The 19951-nt window shown below is 72.8% G+C and carries 16 protein-coding genes and 1 riboswitch; of the genes, 11 read left to right on the top strand and 5 right to left on the bottom strand.

What is annotated here, in order from left to right:
• The first annotated feature begins 78 nt into the window (after positions 1 to 78).
• The 5 genes from AC3CF1_RS29385 to AC3CF1_RS29365 all read left to right on the top strand — a co-directional run bounded on the left by AC3CF1_RS29385 (position 79) and on the right by AC3CF1_RS29365 (position 5004).
• Positions 79 to 2037: an APC family permease gene (locus AC3CF1_RS29385; RefSeq protein WP_488451736.1), complete on the top strand. Its 1959-nt coding sequence runs from the start codon at positions 79 to 81 to the stop codon at positions 2035 to 2037.
• Positions 2038 to 2125: 88 nt separating this feature from the next.
• A riboswitch (SAM riboswitch) is annotated at positions 2126 to 2237 on the top strand.
• Between the two features lie 32 nt (positions 2238 to 2269).
• On the top strand, positions 2270 to 2407 hold the full coding sequence (locus AC3CF1_RS29380) for a hypothetical protein (RefSeq protein WP_185755253.1): 138 nt from the start codon (positions 2270 to 2272) through the stop codon (positions 2405 to 2407).
• A gap of 132 nt (positions 2408 to 2539) precedes the next feature.
• Positions 2540 to 3445, top strand: a complete 906-nt coding sequence (locus AC3CF1_RS29375) for an ABC transporter substrate-binding protein (RefSeq protein WP_488451735.1) — start codon at positions 2540 to 2542, stop codon at positions 3443 to 3445.
• A gap of 39 nt (positions 3446 to 3484) precedes the next feature.
• The gene (locus tag AC3CF1_RS29370; RefSeq protein ID WP_488451734.1) at positions 3485 to 4264 is read left to right on the top strand and encodes an amino acid ABC transporter permease; all 780 of its coding nucleotides are present in this window, start codon (positions 3485 to 3487) and stop codon (positions 4262 to 4264) included.
• A complete protein-coding gene (locus tag AC3CF1_RS29365; protein ID WP_179783018.1) occupies positions 4261 to 5004 on the top strand; it encodes an amino acid ABC transporter ATP-binding protein in 744 nt (247 codons plus the stop codon). The genes AC3CF1_RS29370 and AC3CF1_RS29365 overlap by 4 nt, the downstream gene beginning before the upstream one ends.
• Before the next feature lie 27 nt (positions 5005 to 5031).
• Here the strand turns inward: AC3CF1_RS29365 and AC3CF1_RS29360 are convergent, their stop codons facing one another.
• Together AC3CF1_RS29360 and AC3CF1_RS29355 are read right to left on the bottom strand one after the other, a co-directional pair.
• Positions 5032 to 6606, bottom strand: coding sequence for a Na+/H+ antiporter (locus AC3CF1_RS29360; protein ID WP_488451733.1), 1575 nt, complete (start codon positions 6604 to 6606; stop codon positions 5032 to 5034).
• A 149-nt stretch (positions 6607 to 6755) separates the two neighbouring features.
• Entirely contained in the window at positions 6756 to 10127 is a 3372-nt protein-coding gene (locus AC3CF1_RS29355) for an ATP-binding protein (protein ID WP_488451732.1), read from the bottom strand.
• Positions 10128 to 10264: 137 nt separating this feature from the next.
• On the opposite strand from AC3CF1_RS29355, the gene AC3CF1_RS29350 reads away from it, so the two are divergent.
• The 3 genes from AC3CF1_RS29350 (at position 10265) to AC3CF1_RS29340 (ending at position 12355) form a co-directional block, all read left to right on the top strand.
• Positions 10265 to 11143, top strand: a complete 879-nt coding sequence (locus tag AC3CF1_RS29350; RefSeq protein ID WP_354980442.1) for an alpha/beta fold hydrolase — start codon at positions 10265 to 10267, stop codon at positions 11141 to 11143.
• Between the two features lie 370 nt (positions 11144 to 11513).
• Positions 11514 to 11963, top strand: coding sequence for a hypothetical protein (locus tag AC3CF1_RS29345; RefSeq protein WP_141908629.1), 450 nt, complete (start codon positions 11514 to 11516; stop codon positions 11961 to 11963).
• On the top strand, positions 11963 to 12355 hold the full coding sequence (locus tag AC3CF1_RS29340; protein ID WP_327650356.1) for a hypothetical protein: 393 nt from the start codon (positions 11963 to 11965) through the stop codon (positions 12353 to 12355). Before AC3CF1_RS29345 ends, AC3CF1_RS29340 begins: the two co-directional genes overlap by 1 nt.
• A gap of 21 nt (positions 12356 to 12376) precedes the next feature.
• Here the strand turns inward: AC3CF1_RS29340 and AC3CF1_RS29335 are convergent, their stop codons facing one another.
• The 3 genes from AC3CF1_RS29335 to AC3CF1_RS29325 form a co-directional block, all read right to left on the bottom strand.
• A complete protein-coding gene (locus AC3CF1_RS29335) occupies positions 12377 to 14533 on the bottom strand; it encodes a hypothetical protein (RefSeq protein WP_488451731.1) in 2157 nt (718 codons plus the stop codon).
• 13 nt (positions 14534 to 14546) lie between these two features.
• Positions 14547 to 15488: an SDR family NAD(P)-dependent oxidoreductase gene (locus AC3CF1_RS29330; RefSeq protein WP_488451730.1), complete on the bottom strand. Its 942-nt coding sequence runs from the start codon at positions 15486 to 15488 to the stop codon at positions 14547 to 14549.
• A 182-nt stretch (positions 15489 to 15670) separates the two neighbouring features.
• Positions 15671 to 16432 carry a TetR/AcrR family transcriptional regulator gene (locus AC3CF1_RS29325; RefSeq protein WP_488451729.1) on the bottom strand — a complete coding sequence of 254 codons (762 nt, stop codon included), beginning with the start codon at positions 16430 to 16432 and terminating at the stop codon, positions 15671 to 15673.
• Positions 16433 to 16637: 205 nt separating this feature from the next.
• On the opposite strand from AC3CF1_RS29325, the gene AC3CF1_RS29320 reads away from it, so the two are divergent.
• The 3 genes from AC3CF1_RS29320 to AC3CF1_RS29310 all read left to right on the top strand — a co-directional run bounded on the left by AC3CF1_RS29320 (position 16638) and on the right by AC3CF1_RS29310 (position 19747).
• Complete coding sequence (locus tag AC3CF1_RS29320) at positions 16638 to 17930, top strand: sensor histidine kinase (protein ID WP_354980437.1); 1293 nt, start codon at positions 16638 to 16640, stop codon at positions 17928 to 17930.
• Positions 17918 to 18583: a response regulator transcription factor gene (locus AC3CF1_RS29315; protein ID WP_088947172.1), complete on the top strand. Its 666-nt coding sequence runs from the start codon at positions 17918 to 17920 to the stop codon at positions 18581 to 18583. Before AC3CF1_RS29320 ends, AC3CF1_RS29315 begins: the two co-directional genes overlap by 13 nt.
• 102 nt (positions 18584 to 18685) lie before the next feature.
• Entirely contained in the window at positions 18686 to 19747 is a 1062-nt protein-coding gene (locus AC3CF1_RS29310) for a Gfo/Idh/MocA family oxidoreductase (protein WP_488451728.1), read from the top strand.
• Positions 19748 to 19951: the final 204 nt, after the last annotated feature.

Genomic DNA, 19951 nt, shown 5'->3' with positions numbered 1-19951 from the left:
CGCGGCGGCGGCTGGGTTCCGCGCACCGGCGGACGGGCGCCGTACGGCGGGCGGATACTCACGGTGACCATGGGCGGGATGACGGGGGACGCGCCGGTGCAGGTCGACAGACGCGCGGGCCGGCTGCGCAGGTGGCTGCTCGGCACCGGCTCGGAGCAGCCCGTGCAGCACCCGGGGCCGCACGGGCGACCCCCGGAGCACCGGCACCACCCGTGGTGGAAGGTGATGTGCCTGACCGGCGTCGACTACTTCTCGACGCTCGGCTACCAGCCGGGCATCGCGGCCCTGGCCGCCGGGGCGCTCTCACCGGTGGCGACCCTGGTGCTGGTGCTGGTGACACTGCTGGGCGCGCTGCCGGTCTACCGGCGGGTGGCGGTGGAGAGCCCACACGGTGAGGGTTCCATCGCGATGCTCGTACGCCTGCTGAGCTACTGGCCGGGCAAGTTGCTGGTGCTGGTGCTGCTCGGTTTCGCGGCCACCGACTTCATCATCACCATCACCCTCTCGGCGGCCGACGCGACAGCGCACATCGACGAGAACCCGTTCTGGCCCAGCGGGCTCAAGGGACACGAGGTGCTGGTCACGCTGGTGCTCGTGTCGCTGCTGGGCGCGGTGTTCCTCAAGGGATTCACCGAGGCCATCGGGATCGCCGTCGTCCTGGTCGCGCTCTACCTGGGGCTGAACGCGGTGGTGATGGTCGACTCGCTGTGGCGGGTGGTGACGCACCCGAGCGCCGTCGAGGACTGGACGACCATGCTGAGCACCGGGCACGGCGATCCCTGGATGGTGGTCGGGCTGTCGTTGCTGGTCTTCCCGAAACTGGCGTTGGGGCTGTCCGGTTTCGAGACCGGGGTGGCCGTCATGCCGAGCGTACGAGGCGACCCGCAGGACTCCGAGGCGCGCCCGCTGGGCCGGATCCGCGGCGCGCGCCGGCTGCTCACCACCGCCGCGGTGATCATGAGCGTCTTCCTGATCACCAGCAGCGTGACGACCACCGTCCTGATCCCGCCGGAGGCCTTCCAGCCGGGTGGGCCGGCGAACGGCCGGGCGCTGGCCTACCTGGCGCACGAGCACCTCGGGGAGGTGTTCGGCACCGTCTACGACCTGTCCACCATCGGGATCCTCTGGTTCGCGGGGGCGTCGGCGATGGCTGGTCTGCTCAACCTCGTACCCCGGTATCTGCCGCGCTACGGCATGGCACCCACCTGGGCGCGTGCGGTCCGGCCGCTGGTGCTGGTCTTCACCGCGGTGGCGTTCCTGATCACGATCCTCTTCGAGGCCAGCGTGGACGCGCAGGGCGGCGCGTACGCCACCGGGGTCCTGGTGTTGATCACGTCGGCGGCGACGGCGGTGACGCTCGCGGCAAGACGGCGACGGCAGCACGGCCGCACCATCGCGTTCGGAACCATCGCGGTGATCTTCATCTACACCACGGTGGCGAACGTGGTGGAACGCCCCGACGGCGTCAAGATCGCGGCCTGTTTCATCAGCGCGATCATCGTGGTCTCGGTGCTCTCCCGGTTGTCCCGGGCCTACGAGCTGCGGGTCAGCCAGGTCGAGCTGGACCCGGTCGCGACCCGGATGATCGACGAGCGCACCGGGCGGCGGATCCGCCTCATCGCGCACGAACCCGACCGCCGGGACGTGGCGGAGTACCGCGCCAAGCTGGCACAGACCATGGCGGACAACGACTTCCCCGACGACAGCGACGTCATCTTCGTCGAAGTGCACGTCACCGACCCCTCGGACTTCGAAACCGAGCTGCTGGTCCGCGGCAGCATGGCGGACCACCGCTTCCCGGTGCTCATCCTGGCCAGCTCCTCGGTGCCCACCGCGCTCGCCGCCCTGCTGCTGGAGATCCGCGACCGGAGCCGGCGACGCCCACACATCTACTTCGAGTGGAGCGAGGGCAGCCCGGGCCGCAACATCCTGCGCTACCTGGCGTTCGGGCAGGGTGCGATCGCCTCGGTCACCCGGGAGATCCTGCGCCGCCAGGAGCCCGACCCGCGCCGCCGGCCGCACGTGCACGCCGGCTGACCTGCGGGGCCGGGCACCCCGTCGCGCGCGGTGAGCGTGGTCATAACGACTGGACGACCCACCGGTGCCTGCTGCTAGCCTCGGCCCAGGTCATGAGCGCCAGCGCGAAGCCCCGGCTCGCTGGCCGGCAACCCTCCTCCGCGGTGGGGTGCCCCGGGTGAAGACCAGGCACCGGCACGACGTCGGTGCAAGCGTGGCCTGGCACCCAGGTCAGCACAGACCCGGGAGAACCATGCGCATCCTCAGCACCGCCCCACCGACCGACGTCGCGGAACTCCGCGCCGGTTGGCCCTCGCCGGCACTGACCCGGCGACGGCACGTGGACATGATGCGAATGTGCAGCGCCGCCTGTCGCGGCACCACGCACTAGAGCCGCCTGCCCCGGCACCACGCACTAGCGCAGCACTTCTCCCGAACCCTCTCCCTCACCGGTACGCCCATCGGGCGCACCGTCGGCGACGCACACCCGTGCGTGCCGAGACACGACCTCTCGGAGACACCCGTGCGACTTCTTCCTGCCCTGACCCGTGCCGCCGCCCTCGGCGCGGCCACCATCCTGGCCGCCACCGCGCTCACCGCCTGCGGCGACGACAGCTCGTCCGACGTCACCGCCAACCCGTACGGCCTGGCCCAGCCGGGCGTGCTGCGGGCCGGCACCCTGACCGACGCCCCGCCGAACGTCTTCCTCAAGGACGGGAAGTTCACCGGCTTCGACAACGACCTGTTGACCGCCGTGGCCGGCAAGCTCGGCCTCACCGTGGAGTTCGTCGGCACCGACTTCTCCGCGTTGCTCTCCCAGGTCAACAACCGCAAGTTCGACGTCGGCAGCTCCTCGATCACCATCACCGAGGCGCGGAAGAAGACCGTCGACTTCGGCAACGGCTACGACTTCGGCTACTTCGGTCTGGACGTCCCGGCCGGCTCCCCGATCACCGGCTTCGACCAGCTCGCCGGCAAGCGGGTCGTGGTGGTGCAGGGCACCGTCCAGGACGACTACACCACCGGCAAGCAGCTCGACCCGGTGCGGGTGCCGGACTACAACGGCGCGCTCAACCAGCTCAAGGCCGGCACCGCCGACGCGTGGATCGCCCCGGCCGAGATCGGCGAGAAGTCGGCCGCCGACAGCAACGGCAAGATCACCGTGGCGGCCAAGCAGCTCAGCCCGACGCCGACCGCGTACGCCGTCGCCAAGGGCAGCGACAAGCTGCGCGAGGCGCTGAACAAGGGCCTCGACGAGGTCATCGCGGACGGCACCTGGAGCCGGTTGCAGGCGCAGTACTACCCGGGCCGGCCGATCCCGGCGGACTTCACGCCGGGCAGCGGCACCGTGGCGGCACCGTCCGCGTCCGTCGCGCCGTCGGCGTCCGGGTCCGTTGCGCCGTCGGCGTCCGCGTCGTCCGCGTCCTGAACCGGTGACGAGCGAGCAGGGCGGTAGGAGAGGCAACCGATGGATCCGTTGAGCACCCTGTGGGAAACCTTCTTCGACTGGGACGCGATGGGCGAGGCGCTGCCCGAGATGCTGACCGTCGGGCTGCCCAACACACTGATCCTGGCGGTCTCCGCCGCCCTGCTCGGCTCGGTGCTGGGCCTGCTGCTGGCCGTCGCCGGAATCTCCCGCAGCCGGTGGCTGCGCTGGCCGGCGCGGGTCTACACCGACGTGTTCCGTGGCCTGCCGGCCGCGGCCACGATCCTGCTGATCGGCGTCGGGCTGGCCCCGCTGGGCATGCAGGTCTGGGGACCGGACCCCTACCCGCTGGGGATCCTGGCGCTGTCGCTCATCGCCGCCGCGTACATCGGGGAGATCTTCCGCTCCGGCATCCAGTCGGTGGAGGCCGCCCAGTTGGAGGGTGCACGTGCTCTCGGCTTCTCCTGGTCCGACTCGATGCGGCTGGTGATCATCCCGCAGGGCATCCGGCGGGTGCTGCCGGCCTGGGTCAACCAGCTCATCGCGCTGATCAAGGACTCCAGCCTGGTCTACTTCCTCGGCCTGGTGGCCAGCCAGCGGGAGCTGTTCCGGATCGGGCAGGACTACGCGGCCACCACCGGCAACGAGTCGGCGCTACTGCTGGCAGGGCTGTTCTACCTGGCGCTGACCGTCCCGCTGACGCACGTCGTCAACTGGATCGACCGACGGCTGCGCAACGGTCGGCCGGCCGTCGCGCCGACAGACGAGGACGACGAAGACACCACCCCGGCGTACGCCCCGACCGAAGGAGACCGGAGATGAGCACCGACACGACCACCTCGGTCAGCCTCGACGTCCGCGACGTGCACCTCGCCTTCGGGCCGAACCGGGTGCTGCGCGGCGTCGACCTCACGGTGCCGCGCGGAGCCACGGCCTGCGTGATCGGCCCGTCCGGGTCGGGCAAGTCCACACTGCTGCGCACCATCAACCGGCTGATCGAGCCGGACCGTGGCGACGTGCTGCTGGACGGACGCAGCGTGCTGGGCGACGACCCGGACGCGCTGCGGCAGCGGGTCGGCATGGTGTTCCAGCAGTTCAACCTCTTCCCGCACATGAGCGTGCTGCGCAACGTCACCCTCGCGCTGCGCCGGCTCCGCAAGCTCGGCGAGGACGAGGCGGAGTCCGTGGCACGGGCCCAGTTGGAGCTGGTGGGGTTGGCCGGCAAGGCCAACTCCCGACCAGCTCAGCTCTCCGGCGGTCAGCAGCAGCGGGTCGCGATCGCCCGGGCGCTGGCACTTCGACCCGAGGTGATGCTCTTCGACGAGGCCACCTCCGCGCTCGACCCGGAGCTGGTCAAGGGCGTCCTCGCGGTGATGGCCGACCTGTCCGCCGCTGGCATGACCATGGTGGTGGTCACCCACGAGATGGGCTTCGCCCGGCAGGTCGCCGACACCGTGGCCTTCATGGACCGGGGCGTGGTGCTGGAGGCCGGTCCGCCCGGGCAGGTCTTCGAGCGGGCCGAGCATCCTCGGCTGCGCCGCTTCCTCGCCCAGGTGCTCTGAGCCGACCGGGAGTAGGGGCGCGGGTCTTCACTCGTTGGGTCCGCGGCCCAGCAGCCGGATCTCCTCGTTGTCCAGCGCGGCCTGGAGCTCCTGAAGCACGAGATCGTCGATCTCCCGGTTGTCCCGCAGTCGGGTGACCTCCCGACGCTTGTGGGCGAGGACCCCGAGGCGCAGCCTGCGTTCCAGCCGGCGCTCCTCGGCCGTGCTCCCGCCACTCTCGTTGAGGTCCGCCAGATGCCGCTGGTACTCGGCTTCCAACCTCTGCACCGCCTCCTGCTGGGCGCCGATCTCGGCGGCGACCCGGGGAAGAGCGGCCAGGCCCACCTCCGTGGCCCGCCGCCGGGCGTTGCGGGTCTCGTCGACGCGTTCCGGGTCGCCGGTCAGCCGGGCCCAGCGCACCACCAGCGGCAGGGTGGTGCCCTGAATGAGCATGATCAGCACGATCACCAGCGCGGTGACGAAGATGATCAGGTCTCGTTCGACCACCGGTCGACCGGAGGCCGTCATCGTCGGGACGGCCAGGGCCGCGGCGAGCGACACGGCGCCCCGGAAACCGGCCCAGCCGGCGACGGTCCCCACCCGCCAGCTCGACGACTCCTGGCCCTCGTTCACCATCCGGCGACGCCGCAGCCGCGCCGACTGGGCGGTGAGGTAGATGAAGAGCAGCCGGGTGGCCACGACGACCAGGGTGACCATCACCACGATCAGCAGAGCCCGCTGGGCCGAGGTGCTGGTGATGCCCCGGACCGCGCGGGGAATCTGCGTGCCGAGCAGGACGAACAGACCGCCGTTGATCAGGAACGTGGACAGGTCCCAGAACGCGTACGCCAGCACCCGGGACCGGGCGCGGATCACCCGGGGGCCGGCATAGGCCAGCACCAGGCCGGCGACCACCACCGCCAGCACACCGCTGGCGTGCACCGAGTCGGCGAGCAGGAATGCGCCGAACGGTGTCAGCACGCTGAGCGCGCCCTCGCGCAGCGGATCGTCGAGCCGTTTGCGGATCAGCACCACGGCGGCCCCCACCAGCAGACCGGCGACCACCCCACCGACGCTGGCACCGACGAACTCCTCGCCGATGCCCAGCACGCCCGGCTCCGCGCTCTGGCTGAGCAGACCCACGGCCACGGCGAAGACCACCAGTGCGGTGCCGTCGTTGATCAGGCTCTCCGCGTGCAGGGTGGTGAGAAGCTTCCGGGGCAGCCGTTTGGCGAGACCGGTGACCGCCGCCGCGTCGGTCGGGGCGAGGACCGCGCCGAGCACCCATGCGGCGGCGGGGTTCACCCCGAACGCCTGCGCGGTCAACGACACCGTGACCATGGTGAGCACCACCAGGACCACGGCCAGCAGCCCGATCACCGGCAGGTTGGCCCGGATCTCACGCAGGCTGATGGTGAGGCTCTCCCGGTACAGGATCGCCGGCAGGAAGATCAGCAGCACCAGGTCGGGTTCCAGGGTCACCTCGGACAGCGGCGGCGTCAGGCCGAGCAGCACCCCGAACGCGATGAGCAGGACCGGCGGGGCGACCCGGTAGCGACCGCCGAGGGTGGTGCCGATCAGGACGGTCGCGCCCAGCACCACGATCAGGACGAGCACCTCCACGGCGTACCCCCTTGATCGACGGCCGACGGTGGCCGCGCCGGTGGTTCCATCTGACCGCACCCGCCGCGGGGTTCCGACGCGAATCGGCAAGTCGCCGCCGGCAGCGGGCGGCGGTCAGGGCGCCGGGGTGGCGGCGTGGGCCCGGGCGGTCAGGGCGCGGGGGTGACTGCGCGGGCCCGGGCGGTGACCGCGCGGGCGGCGCGGCGGTGCGCGGCCGCTTCCTCGTCGCGGCCCAGCGCGTCGGCCAGGGCGGCGAGGTGCCCGGCCACCGGGCCGACGGTGAGCACCCCACTGCCGGCGGCCAGTTCATCCGCCGCCGGGAGCAGCTCGACGTAGACCCGTTCCATCGTGACCCGGTCTCCGAGGGCGTGCGCCGCCCTGCCGACGAGGCAGAGCCGCGCCTCCCGCAGCAGATCGTGCGGACCGTCCGGAAGAGTCCGCAGGGCCGCCTCGGCAGCGTCCCGGTCACCGTCGGCGAGCAGCAGCAACGGCCGGACCCACGGCTCGTGCGGCCCCCAGTCCAGATCCGCCCACCCGGCACCGCCGGGCCTGTCTGCCCAGCCGGCGCCGCCCGGCCCATCTGCCCAGTCCGCGCCGCCGGGTCCGGGGATCGGCTGGTCCGGGCTGGTGTGCGGCCGGTCACCGCCGACGGCCTCGGCGAGCCGCAGGCCGAGCAGGGCGAGCGGGAGCAACCCGCGGGTCAGGCCCGGCATGCCGTCGGCGCTCAGCCGGTCGGCAGCCAACCGGTACGCGTCCGCCGCCGCGGCCGGGTCGCCGTCCAGAGCCAGGCGCAGTGCCGCGTACCAGCTGGTGAAGACGCCGACCAGCGGCAGTTCGTACCGTTCGGCGAAGCGGTCGGCGGCGCGGGCGTGCGCATCGGCAGCGGGCCGGTCGGCCAGCGCGCAGTGTGCCTGGACCAGAACGAGGTGACCGAGCACCTCGAAGGTCACCAGCCGGTGCCGGGCCGCCAGGTCGACCAGTTCGGTGCCGATCCGGGCCCGTTCTGCGGCCAGGCCGACGCGGTCGAAGGAGTGCATGAAGCGGGCGTTGAGCGCGAAGGCCAGCAGCCCCGGCTCACCGACGGTCCGGGCGATCGTCTCGGCCTCGTGCGCCGCACGGCGGCCCAGGTCGGTGGTGGTGCCGCGCAGCTCCAGCGCGAGGGTGCTCAGCAGCCGGCTGCGCCGAGCCGAACCGGTCGGGCCGAGAGCGGTCAGGGCGTGCTCGGCAGCGCGGACGATGTGCCCGGAGAGCAGGTCGTCGTCGTTGCGCGTCCAGATGGCGGGCACGTCGAAACCGGCCAGCACCTCCTCGATCAGCAGCGGATCGCCGACGGACTCGGCGGCGGTGATCGCCTCGGCACGCCGTCGCCGCGCCTCGGCCAGCCGACCCGTCACGGCCAGCGCGCGTCCCAGACCGAGCAACGCCGTCAACCGCTCGCGCTGCTCGCCCGCACCAGCGCGGTCGTACGCCTCGATCGTCTGCCTCCAGAGGCGGGCGGCCTCGTGCGGGTTACCGCCCCGTTCGGCCTGCTCGGCGGCTGTGCGGGCGTACGCCGCAGCGCGACCGGCGGCGACCGGTCCGCCGGCACGGAGCAGGTGGTGCGCGAGCGCGGCGGGCTCGACGGGCTCCCGTTGTCGCAGCACCTCCGCGACGGCCGCGTGCCAGGCGGCGCGGCGCGGCGTGGACAGGTCGGCGTAGAGCGTGTCGCGGACCAGGATGTGGGTGAAGCGCAGCCGCCCGTCGGGCTCCCGCTCGGTGAGGAAGCCGGCCTGAAGGGCGCGGTCGACGGCGTCCAGCACGGCGGTGGGGTCACCGGCCAGCGCACCGAGCACCTCCGGGTCGAGGTCCCGGCCGAGCACGGCTGCCTGCCGCAGCACCGTACGCGTCGGTGTGGGTAGCTGCGCCAACCGGTGCCGGATCACGTCGCGCACCCCGGGTGGCACCGCGGCCAGCGCGGCCTCCCCCTCGCTCGCGTACAACTGGGCCAGTTCCCGGACGAAGAACGGGTTGCCGCCGCTGCGATCGTGGATCAGCCGGGCGGTGGCCGGGTCCAGTGCCGCACCGACGACGGCTCGGGCCAACTCGTCGGTCGCCGACACGGGCAGGCCGGCGAGGTACTCCCGGGTCGGCTCCAGCCCGGCGGCGCGGGCCAGGGCGGCGGTCAGCTCGGGGCTGATCTCGGTGGCCCGGTAGGTGCCGAGGATCAAGACCGGCCCGGTGGCCGGCTGCGGGCCGGTGAGCAGGGCGGTCAACAGGTCCAGGGTGTCGCCGTCGGCGCGGTGCAGGTCGTCGAGGACCAGCAGCACCGGCCCGCGGTTGGCGACCGCCGAGACCAGTGACGCCACCGCACGGTGTCGGCGAAAGCGCGTCCCGGCGGGGTCACCCGAGCCGTCGTCGGCAACAAGGCCATCGGCCGGTCCGGCGAGCGCGTCGGTGATCTGGGTCCACGGCCAGGCCGGCGGCGCGCCCTCGTACTCCGGGCTGCGTCCCCATGCCGTGGTCCAGCCCTCGGCGGCGAGCCGCTCGGTGAGGGTCTCGGCCATCGCGGTCTTGCCGGCCCCCGGGTCGCCGCTGAGCAGCGCGAGGGTGGGTTCGTGGCGGCGGCACGCGGCCTCGGCGGCCTGCCGCAGGCGATCCAGCTCGGCGTCCCGACCGACGAACGGGCGCTGCCGCGCCGGACCCGGTTCGACGGGTCGCACGGGGCTGGGGGTGGCCTCGTCGTCGAGGGCCGGGGTGAGGTGCGGCGCCTGGGCAAGGATGTCGGCTTCCAACCGGCGCAGCTCGGGCCCGGGGTCCACGCCCAGCTCGGTCACCAGGGCGTGTCGCGCCTCGCGCAGCGCGGCCAGCGCGTCGCCCTGTCGCCCGGCGCGGTAGCGGGCCACCGCGAGCAACCGCCAGGCATCCTCGCGCAGCGGATAGCTGGCCAGGTGGGCCGGCAGGTCGGCGGCGGCCTCGTCGGGCCGACCCAAGGCCAGCAGCACCTCCGCCCGCCGCTCGACGGCCAGCATCCGCAACTCGTCCAGCCGGTTGATCTCGGCGACCGCCCAGGGCTCGTTGGCGCAGTCCGCGTACGCGGGCCCGCGCCAGAGCCGCATTGCCCCGTCGAGCGTCGCCAGGGCCGGCGCGGGACGTCCCGCCGCCAGCAACCGGCCCGCCTCGCCGACGGCCGCCTCGAACTGCCCGGCGTCCACCGCGTCCGGGGCGGCCCGCAGCACGTACCCGGGTGGCTCGGTGACCAGGATCCGGGGCGGCTGCCGGGGTGGTCGGTCGGGCTCCAGAGCCCGGCGCAGGTCGGCGACGAAGGTGCGGATGGCGCCCACCGCGCCGTCGGTTGCGACCTCCCACAGGTCGTCGACGAGACGTTCCACCGGCACCACCCGCCCGTGGGCGATCAGCAGCCGCGCCAGCACCAGGCGCTGCCGGTGCCCGCGCAGCGGGGCCGGGCCACGCGCGGTCACGGCGGTCACCGGCCCGAGGACGCCGAAGGTCACCGCGTCCGGTGCCGCCGGTTGCCTGGTCATGGCATCAATCTAGGCGCGCCGGGCGGACCGCACTGACTCGGCACTGATCGCCCGCTGATCACCACCGCGCAGGCTCGACCAGGTACGACGGCGAGGGCCACCGCCCCTGCCGGCACCGCTCACCAGGAAGGTTTCCCGTGAACCCCAGGATCAACGGATTCGACTACCGCCGTGTGACAGTCGCCGACGGTGTGACGCTCAACGTCGCCGTGGGCGGCTCCGGGCCGGCGATCGTGCTGCTGCACGGCTTTCCACAGACCCACCTCATGTGGCGGCACGTCGCGGCCGACCTGGCCGCCGACCACACGGTCATCTGCCCCGACCTGCGGGGCTACGGCGACAGCGACAAGCCCCTCGACCCCGACGGCGACGGGTACGCCAAGCGCACCATGGCCGCCGACGTCGTGGCGCTGGCTGCCGCGCTCGGCCACCAACGGTTCGCGTTGGCCGGCCACGACCGTGGTGCCCTGGTCGCGTTCCGCGCCGGTCTCGACCACCCGGAGGTGATCAGCCATCTCGCGCTGCTCGACGTGGTGCCCACCCTCGACACGTGGGAGGTGCTGCACGGCACCTCCGCCGCCGTCGCGTTCCACCTGTACCTGATGGCGCAGCCGCCCGGTCTGCCGGAAGCGCTGATCGGCGGCAGCCCGGACGCCTTCTTCGGCCATTTCCTGGACGTCTGGACCCGTGATCCGGAGGCGATGCCGGCGGACGTCCGGGCGGAGTACCTGCGCGCGTCCCGGGAGGCGGTCACCTCGATCGTCGCCGACTACCGGGCGTCGGCCGGGGTCGACGTCGCCCACGACACCGCCGACCGGGAGGCCGGCAACCAACTGCGGGTGCCGGTGACCGTGCTCCAGCAGGACTGGGGTGCCGCGCTGGGCTACGACGCGGCGGCGGTGTGGCGCGCCTGGGCTCCGGATCTGGAGCATCGGACGGTCACCTGCGGGCACTTCATGGCGGAGGAGGCACCCGCCGAGGTGGTCCGGGCGCTGCGGGCGCTGCTCGCCCGCTGACCGATCGGCGACCCGATCGCACCATTGTCACCCTCGGCAAGATATCCGACACTCTTCGTCACCGAGGTGATGGTGTGGTCGGGTCGCCGCGCTCCGGGCGACCCGACACGGTCGAATCCGGCCCGGAATGGGCTCTGACCTGCGGTAACACGACGTTGCACCTGGTGGACGACAACCGGTCATCGGTGCTACACAGGCAGATATCGGCAGCCAACGACGGCGAGTCGCAGCTTTCTCGCTCAACGACCGTCCACAGGCAGCGCACCAACGGGCCACGCCGCACGGAACCGCCGCTCCACAGTCGCGACCCACCGAACGGCACCGGCCCACCGGCCGCTGCTGGACGCCGGTCCTCGACCAAGGAGTTGCCGTGGGAAACCTCCGTATCCGATCCCGCCACCAGCCCTACGAGATCGCTGTCCTGGCCGCGGCACCCGTCTGTGGCGTGCTGATGATGACCCTCGAGGTCCGGCCGACCTCCGTGCAGACGGCCATGCCCGTCCCCATCCAGGTCGCCTGGGAGCTGGGTCTCATCGCGGTGGGTGTGGGCGGGCTGCTGGGCATCGTGTGGCCCGGCCGGCTCTCCACCGGGCTGGGCATCGAACTCGCGTCCGTGCTGGTGCTCGGCACGATCACCGGCATGTACGCGGTGTCCGTGGTGGCCATGTCGGGCCGGCAGTCCATCGTCGCGACGTCGTTCGTCGTCGCGGTGACGATCGGGTCGCTCTGGCGGGCGGCGCAGATCGCCGTCGACCTGCGAAGGCTGGCCCAGGCATGCGAGCTGGTGAGCTACGAACAGTTGCAGGCGGGTGTCACGTGATGACTTCTCCGGCGCCGGCCGCACCGCACTGGGTGCAGATGGTGCTCAGTGTGCTCGGCATCCTCGGCGGCGGCACCGGCCTGGCCGCGATCGCCACCGTGGTGGTGCAACGGGGCAAGTTCAAGGCCGATGCCGCCGACACCCTCACCGAGGCCGCCCTCACCCTGGTGCAGCCGTTGCAGACCCGGATCACCCAGTTGGAGGGTGAGGCGCTCAACGCCCGCTCCGAGCTCAACGTGCTCCGCGAGCAGGTCAACCAGTTGCAGTTCCTGGTCCGGATCCTCAACCGGACGCTGGACCGCTGGCGGGCCGCGATCCGTGCGCCCGATGCCACACTGCGAAAGGTCCGAGCGACGGTGGCGGAGACCGACAGGTCGACAGAGGACCGTTGACCGGCACGCGGCTGGGAAGGCTCAATGACGGAGGCGTCGGGCGAGCTCGCTCATCGCCGCCCGGAAGTCGGGATCGGACTCGCCCGGATGGTGCCCCCGCACCGGTGGCGGACGGCGCTCCCCCGGAGGAGGCAGCAGGCCCTGTGGGTCCCGCAACCGCCGGTCGACCCGGCCGGCCGGGTCGGCGGGGTCCGGAGGCGGATCGCCGGGCCGGTGCGGGGCGAAAATCCAACCACCGACGGGGTCGGTGTCCCGCCAGAGGTTGAGCCACCGCCACTCGACCCGGTCCCCCACCGCGCGGAGCACCGTCTCGTTGAGATAGGCCGGAAAGAGCCGGGCGTACAGGCGGTCCAGCGGCGACCCGTAGGTGAGCAGGACGACGCGCTGGCGTACCCGCGGGGGCAGCCGCAGCACCGCGAGGGCGAGCAGCACCGACCCGTGGCTGTGCCCGCAGAGCAGCACCCCGTCGTGCCGCTCCGTCAGGTGGGTGATCCGGTCGGCCAGCTCCGGCACCGCACGGTCGGCGTAGCTCGGCGGTGCGAACGGGTGCGCGGCCCGGGGCCAGAAGGTCCCCAGGTCCCACAGGATGCCGACGTGCCGGCGGAACCACGCCGTGCGGTAGGCGAACACGCCTCCGAGGATCAGGGCCACCAGCACCGCGGCGACGAGATAACTGCCCAGGGCGAGCCCCATGCCGACGGCCCCGGCTGGCAGCCCGAGGACACGCCACGCCAGTTGGTCCGGCGCCAGGTCGGTCAGCCTCAACAGACTCGTGGCCAGACCGATCACCGAGAGGGCCGCGTACGTGATCGCGAGGAGTCCCAGCCACTCGACGAACCGCGCGCGGGCCACCGCCCTCGTCACCTGTCGCAGCCGCTCGGCGCCCTCCGGCCCCACCGCCGGGAAGTCGCGGGCGGTGATCGACGCCGCCGCCCGCCACCGGCGGCGTCGCGACACGAGGGTCAGCCCACCGCACAACACCACGCCCGCGATGACGTGCACGAAGAAGGCCAACAGCGTCCACTGGTACGGCAGCGGCGGCCCACCGTCGCCGCGGTAGCCGCCGAGCAGGTTGCCGGCCTGGTAGACGAGGTTGGCGGCGAACGCGCTGCCGAGGCCGACCGCGATGGCCGCGACCACCGCCGCGCCCAACCCCTGCGGCAGCGCGTTGCGGCGGTCTCCCCGGCCGTGGTGCCCCAGCACCAGCACGCTCAGCGCCACCAGCAGCGTCATCTGCGTGAGCAGGGCCCAGCTCGCGAGCTCGTCGTAGCCCGGCAGCCCGTCCGACGACGGCCAGGGGCGCTCGTCGAGGGCGACGGCGACCAGGGTGGCCACGCTCAGGGCAACGGCCATCGCGCCCACCGTGCTGGCGGTCCGGGTGACCATCCGCATGGTCGCCGCCCGGTCCAGGAGGCCGGGGACGGCGAGCAGAACGGCGCAGACCGGCAGCACCGCCGCGCTGAGCGTCAGCAGCACCGTCGTCGAGGCCGTCGCACCGCCAGCGGTCCGGGCCACGAGCAGCATCAGGTTGAGCACCGCGAGCGCGGCGGCGACGTGGACCGCGCGCAGCCGTCCCACCATCGGCTCGACGGCCCACAACGGGTTGCCGGCCGGACGGGGCCGACGGGTGCCCAGCAGCCGAAGGAAGGCGACGGCGGCGATCGGCAGCAGAGCGAGCACCGCCAACCGCGGCCCGACCTCCCGTCCGTCCAAGCCCGCCATGGTGTCGAAGGGACCACGGCACCGGGCCGCGCCCAGACACCGCCAGGCGAGCAGATCGAGGGCCACCCCGCCGATGGACACCACGTACAGCACCGTGAGGTTCAGGGCGAGGAGCCGGCACAGCACGGTGACCGCGGCGCCGCTGCGACGGTCGGTCGGCCGCATCCAGACCGCCACGTTGCTGAGCATGAACGGCAACAGGAAGACCAGCGAGAGCGTCCGGGCCACGGTGCCCGAGGGCAGGTCACCCCACCGGTACGCCTCCAGCGTCACACCGTCGGGCTCGGCGTCCTCCGATTCGGCGGCGCGGTGGAAACCACCGCTGTCGTCACCCGCGACCTGCCGGACGTGCGCCCGACCGAGGACCTGCTCCGGTCGCGCCCCCGACACGCCGTGGACCCGCAACTCCACGACGTCGTGCCGACCGGGCCGCTGCTGGTGCGGCGTGTCATCCATCGGCGCGTCGTACTCAGCGGCCGGTGGTGCCGACGCGATGAGAGATCAGGTCCGACGCGACATTCCAGAGCCGTTCGGCGTTACCCGGGTCGACGGCGTACGCGGCCACACCGGTGTAGTCGGCAGGGCGCTCGGTGACGACCGCCGCCTCGGCGCAGTCCTCGAAGTAGCGACCGCCCACGCCGTCCAGCAACGGGGACGCGGCGAGCAGCACCGAGGTGGCGGCACCCTGCTGCGGGGTCTTCTGCCGTTCCTTGGGCGTACGCAGCCCGCCGGTGTGCTTCTGCAACCCGGTGGCGATCGCGCCCGGGTTGAGCGCGTTGGCGTGGATGCCCTCACCGGACCAGCGGCGGGTCGCCTCGACCGCGAGCAACGCTTCGGCGCTCTTGGACTGCCCGTACGCGAGCAGCGGGTCGTAGGGCCGGAACGCGAAGTGCAGGTCGTCGAAGATCACCGGGGAGAAGAGGTTCCCGCTGGAGCTGACCGACACCACCCGGGCGCCACCGGCCGCGGCGAGCGCGTCGTGCAGGCCCACGGCCAGGGCGAAGTGCCCCATGAAGTTGGTGGCGAACTGCATCTCCCAGCCCTCGGCGGTGCGCTCCAACTCGGGCAGCGCCATGATCCCCGCGTTGTTGACCAGGATGTGCAGGGGCTGGTCCCAGCCGGCGACGAACCGGCGTACCGAATCCTGGTCGGCCAGGTCCAGCTCGCGGGCGCTGACCCGGTCCGCACCGATGCTGGCGGCGATGTCGGCGGCGGCCTGCTCGCCGGCGGCGACCCGGCGTACCCCGAGCACCACCTCGGCGCCGGCGGCGGCGAGCGAACGGGCCGTCTCGACGCCGATGCCGGCGGCGCCTCCGGTGATGACGGCCCGCTTGCCGGTCAGGTCGACACCGGCGAGGACCTCGTCGGCGGTCGAGGCGAAACCGAAGGGAGTGTTGATCCGAGTTGTCATTGCTGTCCCGTCTCTCGATCACGCTTACCCCGACACTGTCACCCAGGCGGCCGGTGCCAGCCGGATCCCTGCTTTTCCTGGGACTGGCAGGACCAGGATGGGCGCCGGTGGCGGCTCCTACGATGAGCGGGTGAGCACAGCCGGCCCGCTCGGCGAATACCTGCGTGCCCGGCGCGAGCTGATCAGGCCGCCCGCTCGGAGACCACCACCGAGATCCCGTCGAGGACTCGTTGCAGACCGAACTCGAAGGCGTACTCCGGGCCGTACGCGGCACCGTGCTGCTGACCGGCCGCGGTGCCGACGCGGGAGGCGATCGGATAGCTGCCGGCCGTCATGAACGTCTCCAGCCAGGGCGCGTGCGACTGCCACCACTGGCCGTCGGTCATGCCGGACTGGCGCTCCAGGTCGACCACCTCGGAGGCGGCCCGCGCCGCGCTCTTCACGTGGCCGAGGAGGAGCGTGAGCACCGCGTCCATCTCGACGTCGCTGAGACCGATGTCGACGACCGCGCCGAGCTCGTAGTCGTACTTCGCCAGCAGGTGCGGGCCGAGCACCGGTCGGGTCGTCTCGGCCCGCAGCATCCAGGGATGCCGCTGGTAGAGCGCCAGGTTGTCGCGGGCGATCCGCTCCAGCCGGGCCCGCCAGTCACCCTCGACAGCGGGTCGCGGCATCTCGCCGTACGCGGTGTCGACCATCACGTCCACGAGTTCGGCCTTGCCCGGCACGTACGTGTAGACCGACATGGTGCCGACACCCAGCGCCTCGCCGACGCGTCGCATGGTCAACGCGTCGAGACCCTCCGCGTCGGCGATGTCGATCGCGGCCCGGACAATCCGGTCGACGCTGAGGCCGGGCCCGGCGCTGCGGCTGGTCGGCTCCCGGGTGCGCCAGAGGATGGCCAGGCTGCGGGCCGGGTCCGCGGTCGCCTTGCGCTCACTTGCCATGGTGCGGCCATCCTAACAACGCGGGCGTACGACGTACGCCGCCCGGCTGGCCGATGGCCACGCGCAGCCGCCGAGGTCCGGTCGCAAACGCCTCGCGGTCGTCGGACAGCGCGGCACGGCCGTTCGGTGGGTAGTGCTGGGCATACCCCGGGAAGTGGATCTGGACGGCTGGGGCGCGCGGTCGTCCCCGATTAGCGTCTCTGGCATGACCCCGGAAAGCCCTTCTCACCTGGCCAGGGCGCTGCGTCGCCGCGACTGGCTGGTCTCCGCCTGGCCGTGGCGGGCGCTGGCCTACCTGGTCAGCACAGTGCCGATCGCGGGCGTGCTCGCCGTCGGGCTGCTCGTCATCGGCGCGCCCCTCTTCGCCGCCCTCAACGCGCTGCTGCTGCACGGCCGACCGCCAAGCATCCCGCTCATGCTGTTCCTGGCGGTCGGCAGTCTCACCCTGCTGGCGCTGGCGCCGCTCATGAGCTTCCCGGTGGCCGTCATCGAGCGGTGGCGGCTGGGGCTTGTCGACGGCCGCCCACTGCCCACGTCACCGTGGCCCGGCCTGGCCGCCCGTTACCGCAGCGCCGCCGGGTGGCGGGAGGTGGCGTACCTGTTCTGGCTCGGCGGGGTCGCCCCGGTCGCGTACTGGGTGTTCCTGGTGGTGGTGCTGCTCGACCTCGGGATGATCACCAGCCCCTGGCTGGCCGGCGACTCCAACCAGCCCGTCGTGATCTGGCAGCCGATCGACACCACAGGCGAAGCCATCCCGTACGCGATAGTGGGCGTGCTGCTGATCCCGGTGCTCTGGTACGCCGTCGGTCTGCTCGCCGCCGCCCAGGCCGCCGTGGCCCGGTGGGCGCTGGCCTCGCCGGTCGACGCCGCGGCGCTGCGCGAGGTCGCCCGGTCCCGCACCCGGCTGGTCGGCGCGTACGAGGCCGAACGCCGCCGGATCGAACGGGACCTGCACGACGGCGCGCAGCCGCGACTGACCAGCCTCACCCTTCAACTCGGCCTGGCCCGACTGGACGTACCCGAGGACTCCCCCGCCGCCCGGCCGCTCGCCGTGGCGCACGAGCAGGCCCGGGGCCTGATGGTGATGCTGCGCCAGTTGGTGCACGGCATCCGGCCGCAGAGCCTCACCGACCTCGGCCTGGCCGGCGCCGTACGCGAGTTGGCCGACGCGGCCACCGTCGCGGTCACCGTCCGCGCCGACCTCGACGACGAGCTACCGGAGATCGTCCAGACCACCGCGTACTTCGTGGTGTCCGAGGCTCTCGGCAACGTGGTCCGGCATGCCGGCGCGACCAGCGCGGACGTCCGTCTCACCCGGGCCGGTGGCGACCTCGTGGTCGAGGTGTCCGACAACGGCCGGGGCGGTGCCGACCCGACCCGGGGCACGGGCCTCACCGGTCTCGCCGACCGGGTCGCCGCAGTGGACGGACGGCTGTTGCTGTCCAGCCCGCCCGGCGGGCCTACCCTGGTCCGGGTGGAGCTGCCGTGCCGTCGCTGACCCGGGTGGTGCTCGCCGAGGACGAGGTGCTGCTGCGGGAGGGCCTGGTCGCGCTGCTGACCCGCTTCGACTTCACGGTCTGCGCCGCGGTCGGCTCCGCGCCGGACCTGCTCGACGCCGCCCGCGAGCACGAACCGGACCTGGTGCTGACCGACATCCGGATGCCGCCCGGCCGCCGCGACGACGGGCTGCGCGCGGCCGTCGCGTTGCGCGCCGAACGACCCCACCTCCCCGTCGTGGTGCTCAGCCAGTACGTGCAGACCGGGTACGCGGCGGCGCTGCTGGACAGCGGAGACGGCCAACGGGTGGGGTACCTGCTCAAGGACCGGGTGGCCGAGGTCACCGAGTTCGTCGACACGCTGCGCCGGGTCACGGCCGGTGGCACCGCCATCGACCCGGATGTGGTCCGGCAACTGCTGCACCGCCCCCGCGATCCGCTCGCCGCGCTGTCCGCCCGGGAGCGCGAGGTGCTGGCGCTGCTGGCCGAGGGCCGGTCGAACGCCTCGATCGCCCTCCGGCTGCACGTCACCGAGGCGGCGGTCGGCAAGCACGTCGGCAACATCCTGTTGAAGCTCGACCTGCCACCGAGCGACGACACCAACCGTCGGGTGCTGGCGGTGCTCACCTACCTGCGGGCCGACCCGGCGAGCTGACCAGCGTCGGGCCGAGATCGGGTCGGGCCGGTTGGGGCGATAGGTTTTCCTCAGCGGTACCGCCGCCACGTCGGGCGCGGACCAGGGAGATGGGGGCACGGCATGGCGGAGGCGCTGCGGGTTGGCCTGCTGGGGTACGGGCTGGCGGGCCGGGTGTTCCACGCACCGCTGATCGCCGCGACGCCCGGGCTGCGGCTCGACGCCATCGTGACCCGCGACCCGCAGCGGCGCGAGCAGGCCCGGCAGCACTTCCCGGACGCCCGCCTGGCCGACGACGCCGACGAGTTCTGGCGTACGCCGGACGCTCTGGACCTGGTCGTGGTGGCCACGCCGAACCGGCTGCACGTGCCGATGGCACGGGCGGCGCTCGCAGCCGGCCTTCCGGTCGTCGTCGACAAGCCGTTGGCCGCGACTGCTGCCGAGGGTCGCACGTTGGTCGACGAGGCGACCGAGCGTGGGGTGCCGCTGACGGTGTTCCAGAACCGGCGTTGGGACGGCGACTTCCTGACCGCCCGCCGCCTCGTTGAGCAGGGCGAGTTGGGGCGGGTGCTGCGCTTCGAGTCCCGGTTCGAGCGGTTCCGTCCGACGATCAAGCCGGGCTGGCGGGAGCTTGCCAGTCCCGAGGAGGCCGGCGGCGCACTCTTCGACCTCGGCGCCCACCTCGTCGATCAGGCGGTGCAGCTCTTCGGCCGGGTCGACCGCGTCTACGCGGAGGTGGACCGTCGCCGCGCGGGCGCAGCTGTCGACGACGATGCCTTCGTGGCGCTGACCCACGCCAACGGGGTCCACTCGCACCTGTGGATGGGCGCGGTCACCGCTCAACTCGGCCCCCGCCTGCGCGTGCTGGGCGACCGGGCCGGCTACACGACGTACGGGCTGGACGTGCAGGAAGCGGCGCTGCACGACGGCGGCCGGCCGGACCAGCCGGGCTGGGGCGAGGTCCCGCCGGAGCGGTACGGCAAGCTCGGTGTCGACGGTGACCTGCGACCGGTGCCGACGGAACCCGGTGCGTACCAGAGCTTCTACGCGCAGGTGGCGACGGCGCTGCGCGACGGCGCGCCGATGCCGGTGGACCCACGGGACTCGGTCGCCACGGTCGAGCTGATCGAGCTGGCCCACCGGTCCGCGGTCGAAGGCACGGTGCTGCCGGTCCCCACCGTCTGAGCTTGTCGTAACCGGCACCTGTCCGGTCGGACGGTCCTGAAGCGCTCGAAAACCAGTGGATCGGCGCCGCTGGGCGCCGTTACCGTGCGCGGAACCAGGTCGTCTAGGCAAGGACGTGCCGTTGTACACCCTGTGAGACATCCCAAGCGCTGATCTGTCGCGCGTCGCGCCGTGTGCGCCGCGCTCCTTTTTGCTGCGGACCTC

Source organism: Micromonospora sp. MGP-C2 (assembly GCF_057766525.1).
This window is presented reverse-complemented; position numbering and strand designations above follow the sequence as displayed.